Source organism: Curtobacterium sp. 22159 (assembly GCF_052045775.1).
Lineage (GTDB): Bacteria > Actinomycetota > Actinomycetes > Actinomycetales > Microbacteriaceae > Curtobacterium.
In genome coordinates this window covers 65,561-79,675 of the sequence record NZ_JBQEPN010000001.1, presented here as the reverse complement: position 1 = coordinate 79,675, position 14,115 = coordinate 65,561, and the positions used below count along the sequence as shown (strand labels likewise).

Genomic DNA, 14,115 nt, shown 5'->3' with positions numbered 1-14,115 from the left:
GCAACCGGTCGGGCATCCGTCGCCGCGGATCAGAAAGTAGGTCGGCTCTCGTACACGGACATCAGCATCGCTGCGGTGAGGCGAGCTGAGCGGGCCGGCTGCGCAGAGCGCTGGACAGCGGACTCGACGCGGGCCCCCTCGATCAGCAGCGACAGGCCCTGCGCGACGTGTGCGGGCATGCCGCCGCGCTGGCAAACGAGCGTGAGGTGACGTTCGATGTCGAGGAAGTGCTCGCGGGCCAGGGCTGCGATGTCGGGGTCTTGTCGGCCGAGTTCGGCGTGGCCGTTGATGAACGCGCAGCCGCGCCAGCCTTCGTCCGCGAAGCACTCCTCGAGGTACCCGAAGATTCCCAGCACTTCGTCGCGTGGGTCGTCCGAGACGGTGGTGATGTGGTCGAGTGCGCGCCGCCAGGACTCGTGCCATCGCTGCAGCACCGCGACCACGAGCGCCTGCTTTGTCGGGTAGGCATCCAACAGCTCGGCGAGGGTCAGCCCAGCACGGTCCGCGACCTGCTCGAGGGTGACCGGGATGACGCCGTGCTCGGTGAAGAGCGCGTCGGCGGCGCCGGACGCGGCGCGCTGCGTCGTCGTCTCGCGGGTGCTGAGGGTGAGAAGCGTCATAGACCTGGTGGTGTCGGTGGTGAGGCTACCGGTCGGGGTCTGACCGGGTTGCCGGTGGTCACTGTCAGGGGTTAGGCGGCGACGAAGAAGTCCGCGTAGGACGGCTCCGCGGTGTGCTGGGTGTTGCTGATCTAGCGGTGGCCGAGGCGTTCGGTGACGAGCTTGTCGATGTCGGCGGGGGCGCTCATGCCGCGGCGGTGCCACTCGGACGGGTTGAGGCGGAGGTCGGCGAGGGTGTGGCGGTTACTCATGGGTGCGGTCCTGTTCTGCGAGGAGCGTGGTCATGTTGATCGGCTGGGTCATCACGTCGTCGTACGTGAGCGTTGCGGTGCTCATGCGGTGAGGGTGAGGACGATCGCGGCGGACGCGGCGACGGTGACGGAGAGGATCCCGGTGCTGACCGCGGCGACCTGGAGCATGTGCTGCCGGCTGGCTTCGCGGACCTCGCTGAACGGGCTGCGGTGCGTGGACCGGGTGCGGCGCGGGGACACGGCGTCGTGTGCGGTGCGGGGTGCGACCTGGAAGTCGGTGGCGGTGATCGTGGTCATGGTGTCGTCCTCGTCTGCTGGCGCCGGAGCGGCGCCGGGCGATGATCTGACCGTAGAAGGCGTACGCCTCGTACCGCGAGCCGGTCTGGTGGTTGTGTCGATTCCCGGATGTGGGAGCGTCGGATGCGTGTCATCGGGCGGATAAGCAAGCTCCGAGCGTCGCCGGAAACGGTGCGGAACGGCGGCGGAGGAGAAGCGACGCCGCGCGCTGGTCGTGACGTTCCGTGGATACTGCCCCGGATCCAGGCAGGTCGTCGGGCATGCTGCTGCCAATCCCATGACTGACTCGCAGCCGCCCCGTGTGCAGGAAGAGACGCAGAGCACCGACCTCGATGTCGCTCGCGACTTCCTCGCTGAGGCGTACGCGGGACAGCAGTGGAGCGCCGACCAGACCCGGCAGCCGTTCTCGTTCCGGTACACCGCCGTCGGCGACCAGGCGATGACACTCCGGACGATCCGGTTCGACGGGCACCTCGACGGTGTCATGACGCCGTCCGAGGACTTCGTGGTCCAGTGGACGAAGAAGGGCCGTGGCAGCATCACCACCGATACCGCCACGATCGATATGGAGCACGGTCGGCCGCAGCTCTGGCCGCAGCAGGGTGCTGCGTTCTCGTACGACGACTACGACCAGCGGATCGTGCAGATCAACCGGACCGCGCTCGAGACCGTCGCCGGTGAACGCGGTATCGAGGCCGGGAACCTGCAGCTGGACCACACGATCCGGCCCGACGACCGGGCTCTGCAGGTGTGGCGCAGCAGCGTGCAGCTGATCTCTCACACCGTCATGGACCGGCACGCCTCTCCGCTGCTGCAGGCCGAGATGGGCCGGCTCGGTGCCCTCGCCCTGTTGGAGCTGTACCCGGTGGCGTCCGCAGCGCTGCCGGACGAGCTCCTGCTGCCGAAGAACAGTCACATCCGTCTCGCGGTCGAGTACATCCACGAACACGCGCACCTGCCGATCACGACCGACGACATCGCCCAAGTTGCGAACCTCAGCCTCCGGGCACTCCAGCACGCGTTCCGGAGGCTGTTCCAGCTGAGCCCGAACGCCTACATCCGGCGGGTGCGGCTCGACCGGGTCCGGGACGCCCTCCTCGCCGGCGACCCGGCCACGACCAGCATCGGCGATGTCGCGAAGCAGTGGGGGTTCGCTCACGCCGGCCGGTTCTCCGCCGCCTACGCCGAACAGCACGGTGAGTATCCGCGCGACACCCTCCGCCGCGCCTGACAGAACGACGCACGATGAACGAGCACACCCCGAACGCCGACAGCAACGCGGACACGATCGTCCGTTCCCGACTCGTCACACGCACCCGCGAGGCCGCGGTCGCGCGGCACGCGCTTCTGCGCACCTCGCACGTTCGCGGCCTCGACGTCACCGGCAGCGCCGACTTCTCCTTCGAGGAAACCCTCACCGGCACCCCGCTCCTGGCGCTGGAGTCCACCAGTTCCACTGGCACGATCCGCGGCGAAGTCGATGCGAGCTCTGCGGTGATCATCGTGTGGCTGAAAGCCGGCCACGCGGTCGTCGGCGGCCAGCAGCTCCCCATCGGCCGCCCCGTGCTGTACGCCGGTCAGCAGCAGGTGCAGTGGGACCGGTTCCAGAAAGACGTCATGCGCATCGACCAAGCCATAGTCGAAGCGGTCGCGGCCGAGCGAGGCGGGTGGGAGCCCGGACCGCTGGAGTTCAAACCGAACCACGTTCCCGAGGGCGCGCCCCTCGCCGCGTGGTGGCTGATGGTCCGCACCATCGCGTCCGAGATCCTCACCATCACCGGAGAGGTCTCCCTCGACCGGGAACGAGAACTCGCTGCGATGGCCGCCGAGGGGCTCCTCACGGCAATCCCGCACTGGCCCGTCGGACGCCGATCCGAGCAGCCGCCCGAGTCGAACGTCGGGAAAGCCGAAGCGTTCATGCTCGACCACATCGCTACCCCGATCACGGTGGGCGATATCGCTAACGCGGCCGGGATGAGCGTCCGCGGACTACAGAGCGCGTTCCAACGCGTGCACCAGACCAGCCCGCTGGGCTACCTCCGTGCTGTCCGACTCCTGATGGCGCGGCAACAACTCGAGTCCGGGCACGCAGCCTCCGTCACCGCCGTCGCCCACGCCGTCGGCATTGTCCACCTCGGCCGATTCTCTGCCGCCTACCGCGAAGCGTTCGGGGAACTCCCCGGCGAGACGCTGCGCGCCGCGAAGGACACAAACTCCTAGCCGGCGGTGGTGCGAGGGCGCCCGCTGGTCCGTTGGGCAGGGAGCACGCTCTCGCTCCGACGCCGTCGGGTTCGACGCGTACGGTCAGTTAGTCCGAGAACGGAGCTCGGGATCCCGCGGCTCGGGTCCGCGGAGCAGCCCGGTCGACATGACGCACCACAACGTCCGACCTCACAGGATGAAAATTCGGGGTCCATCCCGTCTCGGATCGTGTCCGATTGCCAAGATCGGCTACCGGACGGCGCACCTGAGTTAGTCACGGTGTTGGCGTTCGTGGGGTGAGTGCGTGGCTGAGCGCGAGAATTCCGTCACGGACACGGGTGCCGGCGGTGCCACTGCTGATGCCCAGCTGCTGCGCTACTTCGGGGATGGTGCGTTCTCCGAGGTAGCGCAGGAGCACGGCTTCGCGTTGCTTGTCGGTGAGCCCTGCCAGTGCTGCGCTGAGCCGCGCACGGATGAAGAGTGCATCTCGATCATCGGACTCGGGTTGAGTTGACCGGAGCGCGGCTGCGGTCGGGCCCGGGTTGGCCTCGCTACAGATCGCCGCGTGCACCGCCGCGATGGTCTGTGGCCCGGGTGACTGCATGAGGACCAGCACGCGGCTGGAGGTGCCGCCGGATCGTGGGTCGAAGTTCGGGACGAACCGTCGCGAGCCGTCGGGTGCGGTGTGCCATGTCTCCGCGAGGGCGTTCAGGGATCGAATGTCCGCGAGTTCGTCGGTAGCGTTTACGCCGGCTGTGGTGGTGCGAGGAGTGTGCCGCGGATGACGGAGCCGTGGAAGGTGCGGACGGCGACGGTGATCCACGCGGCGACCAGGCCCGCGTAGTAGACGACTGCGATGACGGCGACGACGGTGAGTCCGGAGTGCAGGGCCAGGCCGTTCAGGCCGGTGACGCAGGTGCCGACGGGGAACGTGAACGACCACCAGGTCAGGCTGAACGGCAGATGCTCACGGGCGGTCCGGATGGTGATGGCGAGGGCGATGACGGTCCACAGCAGTGCGAACCCGAGCATCGCGAACCCGTACACCAGCGCCACGACGAGGAGCGCGTGGGCGGTCGACGCATCGACGACGGTGGGGGCGTTCGATGCGAGGAGGTTCACCGCGGTGATCGACTGCCCGACCGGTCCGAGGACGATCCACAAGGTCGGGACCATGCCGGCGGCTCCGACGTTGTGCTGCGCGAGTCGGTTCCAGATCAGCGTGATCACGACCAGGGACGTGATGAGGCTGAGGCCGAAGAGGCCGTAGCAGGACCACAGCAGCGTCTCCCGTGCCTGCCCGGCGGGGGCGTACGGCAGGAGGAGTGCGCCGGTGGAGGCGGACACCATCGGTGGGACGATCGGCATCAGCCAACCGCCGAACGCGGAGTCGGGTGTGTTCTCGTGGCGGGTGAACGCCAGGTACGGCACCAGGACCGCTGTGAGGAGCCCGCCGATGGTGCCGACGGTCCAAAGGACCCAGTCGACGGTGACGGCGGCGGGGAGGCCGATCCAGTCCTTCCCGAGCAGGATGGTTCCGGCGCCGACGGTGAGGAACGCCATCGGCGGTGCCCCGTAGAAGTGCGAGATCACCGGGTGGAGGTGGTGCCTCGCCGCGGTGCTCCGGTACCGCCTCCAGTGCAGGACCGTCGCGATGGTGAGGGCGACGAGCAGGACCGCGGCGATCGCCCACACCACCGTCGCCGCGAGCCGGAGTCCCGGGAACTGTAGCGGCAGTGCTGCTGCTGCGACGGCGACGATCCCGGTGCCCATGATCGACGCGAACCAGTTCGGGGTCAGGTTCGACACGATCAGACCGGGCCGCTCCAGCTCTCGGAACAGCCGCCGGTCGCGCGCATCGTGCTCGGACGTCGCGGGCGCGTGGGCGAGGTGAGCGGACATGAACCCATCGTGCGTGTGTTCCCCGTGGTTCGGGAACGGCGAACTCGTTGGCAGGGCACAATGGCTGCTTGTGGCACTACGGCGGCTGACGGACCGGACTCTGGACCTCGACACCCTCGAGGTCCTCGTCCGCATCGCGGAGACCGGATCGTTGACGCGCGCGGCCGAGGAGTTGGGGGTGACGCAGCAGGCGGTGTCTGCGCGTCTGCGTGCCGCGGAGCAGGCGATCGGTCAGCCGCTGGCGCACCGGACGGCATCCGGGACCGCGCTGACCGACGCCGGCCGGGTGGTGCTCGGTCTGGCCGTCCCGGTGTTTGAGGCATCCCGGCGGCTCGAAGCAGGAATCGCCGCGCTTCGAGAACCCGCGGGATCCCTCGTGGTCGCAGCGTCGCAGACGATCGCCGAACTCTTGCTGCCTGGATGGCTGCTCGCCCATCGGGCTGCTGCGCCGGATGCGGCGGTGCGCTTGATCGCGGGGAACTCGGCCGCTGTGATCGACCTCGTTCGCTCCGGCGCTGCCGACGTCGGGTTCACGGAGACTCCTGCTGCGCCAGCTGACCTCTCGTCGCTGGTGGTCGACGAGGACGAACTGGTGGTCGTCGTCGCGCCGCATCATCCGTGGGCAAGCGCTTCGGTCGTCACCGCGGATGACCTCGCGGAGACGCCGCTGCTGCTCCGTGAGGAAGGGTCCGGCACCCGTGCCACGGTCGAGGCGTGGCTCGACGATGCTGGGCTCCGCTTCGTGGCGCCAGCGGCGGTGCTGGAGACAACGGGCATCATCCGCGCCAACGCGCGGGCGGGCATCGCGCCCGCGGTCATGAGTCTCCGCACCGTCGGCAGCGACCTCGAAGACGGTGCCCTCGTCCGGGTGCCGCTGCTCGGCACGCCCCTGATCCGATCGCTGCGTGCGATCTGGACCGGCCACCCAAAGCCGGCCGCCGAGCTATTTCTCGACAGAGTTCAGCAGTCTCGATAGCCGATCGTCTATCGAGACGGCCCCGCACTCGTATCGTGCGCCCTGTGGGGAACGACGTTCGCCGGCTCGAACTCCGACATCAACGAAACCCAGCAGGCACAGTTCGACCAGGCCTTCGTACTGAAGCTCAACAACTTCCGTCTCTCGTAGGATCCCCCGGTCTCCGACTGCCGCGCATAGTAGAAGCATGCGTGACAGTCGGGGGCCCTACCGCCAGCCACGAACGCGGATCCTCACCGCAGTCGCTGCGGTTCTGCTCACTGTCGCTGTGGTGTTCGGTGGCTACCGCCTGTTGAACCCGCGAGGCGAGTTCGGGACCTGCTTCGTGCTGTCGGACACATGTCGCCACGTACCAATGACGACCATCGAACGCTACAGCGGACTGCAGTTCCCACAGGGGACTAGACAGCTGTCTTCCGCTTCGGACCCGGGCGGGTCGCTCGGGTACAAACCCTCATACGTGTCCGCAACACTCAAACTCTCCCAGCACGGGACGGTGAAGGTGGCAAGCCCCGGCTTGGGCGCCGACGCCAGCGCACCGGCAGACCCCGCTCAATTCAAGGCCGCGCTACGCGACGCCGGGGCGACGCACATCCGCATACTCACCAACGACGGGAGCACAATTGTGCTGACTGGGCAGCGAGGAACGGCTCGGTTGATGCTGGTCTACGTGGTCTTCCGAAACAACTGACTCGTATCGACCCTTCGCCCGATGCATGGTCATCACGCTCAAGCACAGAGTGGAGCGTGCCCTCCTGTAAATCGTCGCGCCTGCTGAGCTGGCCAGCCCACCCTCGGACTCCTTGCACTCGCGACGATGATGCGCTTGTTCGGGTGCGTCCGGTGCACGCTGGCGACGGTAGTGAAGATGGGCTGCCCTGACATCTCGACATCGAGGATGAGCGCGTCGGTGTCGGTGTGGTTGACCGCTTCGGCGCGTCCCGGTAGCCGATGGGCTACCGGACAGTAGGAGCTGACCACACGGCTCGATATCGCCAGAACAGTGAGCGTCGCATCCTGATCCCTGGCAGCACGCGGCTCGCGACCGTTTGAATCTCTCCGAACGTGAGCAGCGGCATGGTGGTCGGCGCCGTCATGCTTTCTGGCGGCGCCACTGCGCGGCGCGGGTGAAGGAGCACGCCGACGCCGGCGTTCAAGAGAACCGAGGCTATTGACCATGGGAGATCTCTCGGCGTTTCTCGGGCCAGGCCGACGATGACGAGCCGTCCGCCAGGCCGCAGCACCGAGCGTGCCGCTTCGAGGGCTGGCGTGAGCGGAAGATGGTGCAGCGACGCCACGAATGTCACGAGGTCGTAGCGCGGCTCTTCCTGAGCTGTGAGGTCGAAGGGTTCCTCTCGTACCGTAACGTTCGGGAGGCCGTTGACTCTTATACGTGCGTTCGCCGCGGTGCTGGCGTCTGGTTCGAGGCCGACGATCACTCTCCCGGACCGGGCAAGGCACCTGAGGAGCGTGCCGGTCCCGCACCCGACGTCGAGAACCGCGGCCTCTCTACCCATCCGCCGTGCATGCCAGAGCACGAACGGCGCGTAGGCGTCGTTGTGTGACCAGGGATGCTCGTCGCTGAACCGCCCCAACCTCGACAGCAAACGTGTCGCCGTCTTGCTCATGGTTCGCAGCGTATCCGCGACGGAGACCGCCAGGGCAGATGCGGCTGAGCCGGATGCTCCCCGCAGCCCGCCCGGCCACCGACCATCCGGGCAGGTCCTGCTCGTCGCGACGGGCAGCTAGCTTCGAGAGATGGCAACCGCTGGGAAGTACGACGTTCTGTGGGATGAAGCGCGCCGCTGCCTGCGCGAGGGCGACCTCCGCGTTGATCACACTCCCGTCGACGGCGACCCGCGCTGGGGTCTCAGCCTCGTCCTCCTCCCGCCGGCGCACGTCGCTGTATCGGTCAGCGCAGCCGCCGCTGCACTCGGCAGCCTCTACCGCGGAAGGCACCACGTCTACGGCGCCGCCGATCTGCACCTCACGGTCACGAGCCTGGAGCCCTATCGCGACCAGATCCCCAGGCGACGATCGAGCACTACGTCGACGCGGTCGAGCGTCATCGCGATCTGCTGCACGGGAACGTTCGGCTGGTCGGGCTTGGCGGATCGCCATCCGGCGTGTTCGTGCAGGGTTTCGACGACGACACGCTGGTCCCGATCCGGCGGAAGATGCGGGAAACCGCGGCGCACCTGCACGACGGCATCGCGCCGCCGATGGCGTTCGTCCGGGACACTGCCCACATCTCCATCAGCGTCCACCGACAAGCAGCCCCCGAACCCTCCGCGGCTGACTACGTGCAGCAACACAGGCACACTCAGTTCGGCGACATGGCGAAAGCCACAATCGCACTCGCGCGCTATCGGGCATCGAACAACTCGTTGAGTGTCGAAGTCCTTCACACCATCCGGTAGCCCATCTGCTACTGGATGGGACGAGGCGCTCAACTTCCGTGAGAGCATCGCTGGATGCACGACGATGTTGCGATAGATGTGCGGAGCGAACCGTTTCGTGCTGGTGAGTCCGTAGTACTCCGCAGTCTGCACACGTTCTGGTCCCGCGGTCGGGCGGTTTCGTTCGCGGTTGCCGGGCGAGTCCTCGTCGACAACGACGACGTCGCCGTGGTCGCAAGCCCGCTCGGTGCCGCGGTCCGCCGTCGAGCGGGTGTCGGGAGCGGACCGAACTCGAGGCTTGTGCTCCCCGTCGACTGGGATGGTTCCTACATCGAGGACAGCTGGTCGGGTGTGCCCGTGGTTCGCGTGCACCCGAAGGGGGCAGCGTGGTCGGTGTGGCGTTGGCACGACGGGACGCGGTGGCTCCCGGACTGGTACATCAACCTCGAGCTGCCATGGGTACGAACCCCGATGGGCTTCGACAGTCAGGACTGGACACTCGATGTCATCGCACGCCGGGACGCTGAGGGTCGCTGGTCGGTCCGCTACAAGGACGAAGACGAACTCGCCTTCTACGCTGACAAGGGCCTGGTCTCCGAAGCTCACCGCGCGATGATCCAACGCACCGGCGAGCAAGCCACCACCGCCGTGCACGACGGCTCGTTCCCATTCAATGCAGATTGGTCCGAGTGGACACCGCAACCGAACTGGTTGGCTCCGCAGATGCCTGCAGATTGGGATGCAGCCTGATAGAGCTCCTTAAGCGGTCGCTGTCCGATTCATCATGGAGGCGTGGTTGACGGGGCGTTAGCGTGGCCGGATGAGCGTGTTCACGTCGACTGCCGAGTTCTACGGGGCGTACCGCTCTGACGTTCCACCAGTGGTCGCGCAGCGTCTGGCAGAAGTGGCGCCACCGGCCGGACCCGACGGGGTGCGGCGGCTGCTGGATGTAGGGACCGGCACCGGCTTCGTCATCACCGCGCTGGACCCGTATTTCGATGATCTCATCGGCGTTGACCCGGACCGGGACCTGCTTTCCGTCGCATCGCAGTCGCTCACCGCGCAGATCGCGCAGCGCCGCGTAGCGCTCATCCACGCGACCGCTGAAGACTTCACGGTGCCGCCCGGGTGGCGGCCGCAGCTCGTGACGGTATGTCGCGCGTTCCACTGGTTAGATCGACAACGGTTCCTCGCACGCGCACGAGACGTCCTCGCCCCGGACGGCGTGCTCGCGATCTTTGGAGACCGCAGCGTATGGGCGGCGAACGCACCATGGAAGACCGTGACCCTCGACGTCATTCGCGCCTTCCTCGGAGAGGAACGTCGCGCGGGTACCAGCACATACCGGGCACCAACCCACGACTACGCCGACGACCTCGTCGACGCCGGCTACTTCGGGGTGCAGCGCGAATCAATTCCGGTGCGGCGAACCCGCACGGTGGAGAGCGTCATCGGGTATCTGCACTCGACCTCGTTCGCATCCCTAACTGTCCTTGGCGACCGCCGAAGTGCGTTCGACAGCGAACTCGCCGAACGGCTCGCACCGCTCGTCGACGCCGACGGACTCCTCGTCGACGACAACGAATTCACCATCCTCACCGCACACCGCTGACCGGATGACGGACCGGCGTTCGACGTATCAGTAGCCGATGAGCCTCCGGACGATTGCGTGCGCTCTGCGTCAGTCCACGGGGAACGGACGACGAGCGATCCACGCAATGAAACCGACGATGAGGAGCGCGGCGACAGCAAGGTAGCCCCATCCGTTTGCGGAGCGGGCTTCGAGCAATCCGACTCCGAGGACGACGGTCACTGCCGCGAACGGCAACGCGACAACGGGCAGGATCGGGCTCGGACCAGGTTGAGCGTGAAGAGCGAGCTGCGCGTCGTGAACCCATCGCTTGTTCCGAGCGCACCACACGATTCCTGCGGCGGTAGGCACGAGGACGGGCCGCCAATCACGAGACCGACGCGGCCAAAAACCCGATGGCGGCCATCAAAGCCCCACGGGCACAGCGCGGCTGCGCGACCTCAACCACATCGCGAGTGCCGTGGTTGCGAGCCCAGCCGCCGCGGCGACCAGCCAGGCCAGTTCGTATCCACGAACGCTTTGACCTGTGGTCGCCAAGGCGGTCACGAGCACCGCCACCCCGAGGCTCGAGCCGACCTGGCGGGCCGTGTTCAGTACGCCGGTTCCGGCACCGGACTGCGTCTGTGGCACCATCGACGCGCCTGTGGCGAGGAGGTTCCCCATCGCCAGTCCGACCCCGATCCCGCCGACGACCAGCTGCGGGAAGAGCACGGCGAAGTACGCGGGGTGGCCCGTTCGCATGAGGACGCCCCACAGCATGCCGGCCGCGAACACGGCACCACCCCAGGCCACCCAGGTGACCGGCCGGATGCGTGTGCCGACACGGCGCAGGACCGCGGTGGTGATCGGCACCATCAGCGGCCCGGGTGCCATGGCCATGCCGGTCAGCACCGGACCGTAGTGCCAGACGTCCTGCAACCACAGCGAGTTCGAGAGCAGCATGATGCCGAACGCGGCGGAGAACGCGAGCATCGCGACGTTCGCCAGCGGGAAGCCCTTCCGGGTCACGACGGACGGGTCGATAAGGGGGTTCCGGTGCACGCGTGACCGCCACACGAACGCTGCTGTCGCCAGTACGACGATCGCGCCGACGACGATCGTCGCAGCGGTCCACCCGACCGACGGGACCTCCACGATGAGACCGATGAGCGCGGCCACCGCGGCCGAGAGGAGCAGCGCGCTCAGCAGGTCCGGGTGCGGCGCTCCTTGCTGACCGGGCAGTCGTGGCACGCGTCGCGCGGTAATGAGGATCGCGGCGATGCCGATCGGCAGATTGATCAGGAACACCCAACGCCAGTCGAGCGTGACGAGGAGGCCACCGATGGTGGGTCCGGTTGCGGCGGCGAGCGCGCCGACCGCTGCCCAGTTGCGGACAGCGTGCGGTCGGCGGTCGGGTGCGGTCGTCCCAAGTAGGAGGCTCAGCGATGCGGTCGTGATCATCGCTCCGCCGACGCCCTGCGCCACACGCGCCGCGATCAGTATCGCGAGATCTGGTGCCGCCGCGCACAGCACGGATGCCGCGGTGAAGACGATGAGCCCCGCTTGGAAGATGCGGCGGACGCCGTAGCGGTCCGCGGAACGCCCGGAGACGATGAGGAGCGCTGCGATCGCGATGGCGTAGCCGTTGATCACCCAGGACAGCCCGTCGAGGGTGCTCCCGGGCAGGTCCTTACCGATCGCGGTCACCGCTACGTTGACGACCCAGAGGTCGAGGTTGCACATGAAGTTAGCGATGAGGACGACCGCGGTGGTCGCCGTCGCCTGGCGCTGCTCCTGGAGGGCGGTGTCACCCCTGCGAAGCATTGTGGACCCGGAGGCGGACGGTGGCGGCGGTGAGCAGGGGGGTCGCGACGCCGAGGTCGCCGGCGAGGCCGATGAGGTCGCCCAGGATCGGCTCGACCTCGGTTCCGCGTCCGGCAACGAAGTCCCGGTACATGGACGTCGTGAACGGGGAGCCCGGTGTCGTCAGCGTGGTGCGGGTCGACGCCACGGCGGTGTCGCGCGCGGGGTGCCCGGCTGCTTCGAACACCGCGATGCCCTCGGCGAGCACGTCCTGTACGGTCCTGGCTCCGTCCGGGACGGCCACGATGGCGCCGACCGGACCGCCGAGCAGGACCGTCGCGGCGCCGCCCGCGGCCATGAACAGCCACTTGTCCCACATGTCCTGCTCGATGTCGTCCGACACGGCGCTCGCGAAGTCCGCGCGGGCGAATGCGGCGGCGATCGCGTCTACCTGTTCGTCCAGGCCCTCGTGCAGTGGGCCGAAGGTGATGCTCCCGCCCGGCATAAGTTGGCGGATGGTCCCGTCGTCGTCTTGGGTGGTCGCGACGACGGCGACACCACCGAGCACCTGGTGGCCGAAGTGCTCCCGGAGCCGGGCGATGTGGTCGATGCCGTTGAGCAGTGGGAGGACCAGCGTGTGGTCGCCGACCGCCGGGCTGATGTCCGCGATCGCGGCGTCGAGGGCGGTGCCCTTGACTGCGAGCAGGACGAGGTCCCATGATCCGCTGAGCGTGTCGGCCGTGACGGCTCGGACTGCGAGCTCCTGCACCGGTCCACCTGCCCGCTGGACGCGGAGCCCGTGTTCGATGAGCCGCTCCCGACGTGCCGGCCGGACCAGGAACGACACCTCGGCGTCCGTCTCGGCCAGCAGCGCTCCGAAGTAGCCGCCGACGGCGCCTGCTCCGACGATGAGTACCCGCATGATGATCACCCTTCTCGATCCTGCGTCGAGTGTGACAGCGTTTACTATCTCGAAGCAAGCCAGAGGGGGCAACCTCCCTGTTCGTTCGGTCAGGTCAGGTCAGGTCAGGTCAGGTCAGGTCGTGCTGGCCACCTCCACCTGCAGCGCGTCGCCGAGTTCGACCTGCTGGCCGTCACGTGAACCGGCCCAGGTCCACCGCGTGTTCTGCGCATCGAGGACGGCGCTGCAGGAACGACAGGTGTCCGCGCTCTGCGCTCGCGCTCCACACGTCCGGCAGTTGATCCCCAACCGTCCGAGTCCGGCATTCGGGGCGTGCTGCTCCGCCCAGAGCGCGTAGGCGTGCAGGACCGGGACCGCGTCGGCCCCGGCCTGCGTGAGGCGGTACTCAGCGCGGGGCCGGACCCCGTCACCAATCGGGACGCGCTCGAGGAGCCCGTCGCCGATCATCGACTTGAGGCGCGCACTCAGCGCCTTGTCGGTGATGCCCGTCCACTCGGCGAACTGATCGAAGCGGGTGGCGCCACCGAGCGCCTCACGGAGGATGAGCAGCACCCACGGGTCACCGAGGACATTGATCCCCCTCGCGATGGTGCAGGGCCGGTCGGACCAATCAGAACGCAGCGGCATGGCGAACTCCTCTCCAGGTACCAGGCGACTGTACTCGGGCAAGTGGGAGGGTCAACCGGATGTCAGCCGGCGCTGCTGTCCGACGCGCTCCGCTTCCCGAAGCCGCCGAATCCGGTCCCCTCCGTGACCGCGCGGGCGGTGATCGAACCGGAACCGCCCCCGGTGCCGAGGACCGTCACGTACTCCCCCTTCGACAGTGCGCTCAGCGAGCTCTGCTGCGTGGTGCTCACCCGTGCGGTGGGCGGCACGATCACCTTCTCGGTGGAACCGGACGCCGTCGTCAGCGTCAGGGTGTCGCCGGAGACGCCCGTGATCGTGCCGACCATGGCATTGCCGGAGCGCGCGCCGCCGACCCCGGCGCGACCTCCCGACTGGGCCCCGTACTGGCGCGACGTGGCCGGTCCGGACGCCGTGACGTCCGACTGGTGCCGAGCGATCAGGACGCCGCTGATGAGGCCGACACCGAGTGCGACGAGGACCGCGAGTCCGGGGAGCAGGAGTGTCCAGAATCGGCGGAGAGGGCGGGGGCTGCGAATGGTGGCCATG

General features: G+C 67.9%; 16 protein-coding genes. 6 read left to right on the top strand and 10 right to left on the bottom strand.

What is annotated here, in order from left to right; genetic code table 11:
• Positions 1–29: 29 nt before the first annotated feature.
• Together ACTJKO_RS00425 and ACTJKO_RS00420 are read right to left on the bottom strand one after the other, a co-directional pair.
• Positions 30–620, bottom strand: a complete 591-nt coding sequence (locus ACTJKO_RS00425; protein WP_440684536.1) for a TetR/AcrR family transcriptional regulator — start codon at positions 618–620, stop codon at positions 30–32.
• A gap of 332 nt (positions 621–952) precedes the next feature.
• A complete protein-coding gene (locus tag ACTJKO_RS00420) occupies positions 953–1,168 on the bottom strand; it encodes a hypothetical protein (protein ID WP_440684535.1) in 216 nt (71 codons plus the stop codon).
• Positions 1,169–1,445: 277 nt separating this feature from the next.
• On the opposite strand from ACTJKO_RS00420, the gene ACTJKO_RS00415 reads away from it, so the two are divergent.
• Positions 1,446–2,399, top strand: a complete 954-nt coding sequence (locus ACTJKO_RS00415; RefSeq protein WP_440684533.1) for a helix-turn-helix domain-containing protein — start codon at positions 1,446–1,448, stop codon at positions 2,397–2,399.
• A gap of 14 nt (positions 2,400–2,413) precedes the next feature.
• The gene (locus tag ACTJKO_RS00410; RefSeq protein WP_440684531.1) at positions 2,414–3,388 is read left to right on the top strand and encodes a helix-turn-helix transcriptional regulator; all 975 of its coding nucleotides are present in this window, start codon (positions 2,414–2,416) and stop codon (positions 3,386–3,388) included.
• A 256-nt stretch (positions 3,389–3,644) separates the two neighbouring features.
• Here ACTJKO_RS00410 and ACTJKO_RS00405 read toward each other — a convergent pair whose 3' ends face one another.
• Positions 3,645–4,193, bottom strand: a complete 549-nt coding sequence (locus tag ACTJKO_RS00405; RefSeq protein ID WP_440684529.1) for a sigma-70 family RNA polymerase sigma factor — start codon at positions 4,191–4,193, stop codon at positions 3,645–3,647.
• Positions 4,115–5,272 (bottom strand): TDT family transporter, encoded by a 1,158-nt coding sequence (locus ACTJKO_RS00400; RefSeq protein ID WP_440684527.1) that lies wholly within the window; start codon positions 5,270–5,272, stop codon positions 4,115–4,117. The genes ACTJKO_RS00405 and ACTJKO_RS00400 overlap by 79 nt, the downstream gene beginning before the upstream one ends.
• Here ACTJKO_RS00400 and ACTJKO_RS00395 point away from each other — a divergent pair.
• Positions 5,271–6,248 carry a LysR family transcriptional regulator gene (locus tag ACTJKO_RS00395; protein ID WP_440684525.1) on the top strand — a complete coding sequence of 326 codons (978 nt, stop codon included), beginning with the start codon at positions 5,271–5,273 and terminating at the stop codon, positions 6,246–6,248. The genes ACTJKO_RS00400 and ACTJKO_RS00395 overlap by 2 nt on opposite strands.
• A 187-nt stretch (positions 6,249–6,435) precedes the next feature.
• The gene (locus ACTJKO_RS00390) at positions 6,436–6,939 is read left to right on the top strand and encodes a hypothetical protein (protein WP_440684523.1); all 504 of its coding nucleotides are present in this window, start codon (positions 6,436–6,438) and stop codon (positions 6,937–6,939) included.
• A gap of 265 nt (positions 6,940–7,204) precedes the next feature.
• Here ACTJKO_RS00390 and ACTJKO_RS00385 read toward each other — a convergent pair whose 3' ends face one another.
• Both ACTJKO_RS00385 and ACTJKO_RS00380 read right to left on the bottom strand, forming a co-directional pair.
• Positions 7,205–7,876, bottom strand: a complete 672-nt coding sequence (locus ACTJKO_RS00385; RefSeq protein WP_440684521.1) for a class I SAM-dependent methyltransferase — start codon at positions 7,874–7,876, stop codon at positions 7,205–7,207.
• A gap of 381 nt (positions 7,877–8,257) precedes the next feature.
• Complete coding sequence (locus ACTJKO_RS00380) at positions 8,258–8,656, bottom strand: hypothetical protein (protein WP_440684519.1); 399 nt, start codon at positions 8,654–8,656, stop codon at positions 8,258–8,260.
• 66 nt (positions 8,657–8,722) lie between these two features.
• On the opposite strand from ACTJKO_RS00380, the gene ACTJKO_RS00375 reads away from it, so the two are divergent.
• Complete coding sequence (locus tag ACTJKO_RS00375; RefSeq protein WP_440684517.1) at positions 8,723–9,397, top strand: DUF402 domain-containing protein; 675 nt, start codon at positions 8,723–8,725, stop codon at positions 9,395–9,397.
• Positions 9,398–9,467: 70 nt separating this feature from the next.
• Complete coding sequence (locus ACTJKO_RS00370; protein WP_440684515.1) at positions 9,468–10,259, top strand: class I SAM-dependent methyltransferase; 792 nt, start codon at positions 9,468–9,470, stop codon at positions 10,257–10,259.
• 384 nt (positions 10,260–10,643) lie between these two features.
• Here the strand turns inward: ACTJKO_RS00370 and ACTJKO_RS00365 are convergent, their stop codons facing one another.
• The 4 genes from ACTJKO_RS00365 to ACTJKO_RS00350 form a co-directional block, all read right to left on the bottom strand.
• A complete protein-coding gene (locus ACTJKO_RS00365) occupies positions 10,644–12,041 on the bottom strand; it encodes an MFS transporter (RefSeq protein WP_440684513.1) in 1,398 nt (465 codons plus the stop codon).
• Positions 12,025–12,942 (bottom strand): ketopantoate reductase family protein, encoded by a 918-nt coding sequence (locus tag ACTJKO_RS00360; protein WP_440684511.1) that lies wholly within the window; start codon positions 12,940–12,942, stop codon positions 12,025–12,027. Before ACTJKO_RS00360 ends, ACTJKO_RS00365 begins: the two co-directional genes overlap by 17 nt.
• A gap of 114 nt (positions 12,943–13,056) precedes the next feature.
• Positions 13,057–13,569 carry a winged helix-turn-helix transcriptional regulator gene (locus ACTJKO_RS00355; protein ID WP_440684509.1) on the bottom strand — a complete coding sequence of 171 codons (513 nt, stop codon included), beginning with the start codon at positions 13,567–13,569 and terminating at the stop codon, positions 13,057–13,059.
• Positions 13,570–13,631: 62 nt separating this feature from the next.
• A complete protein-coding gene (locus tag ACTJKO_RS00350; RefSeq protein ID WP_440684507.1) occupies positions 13,632–14,114 on the bottom strand; it encodes a hypothetical protein in 483 nt (160 codons plus the stop codon).
• Position 14,115: the final 1 nt, after the last annotated feature.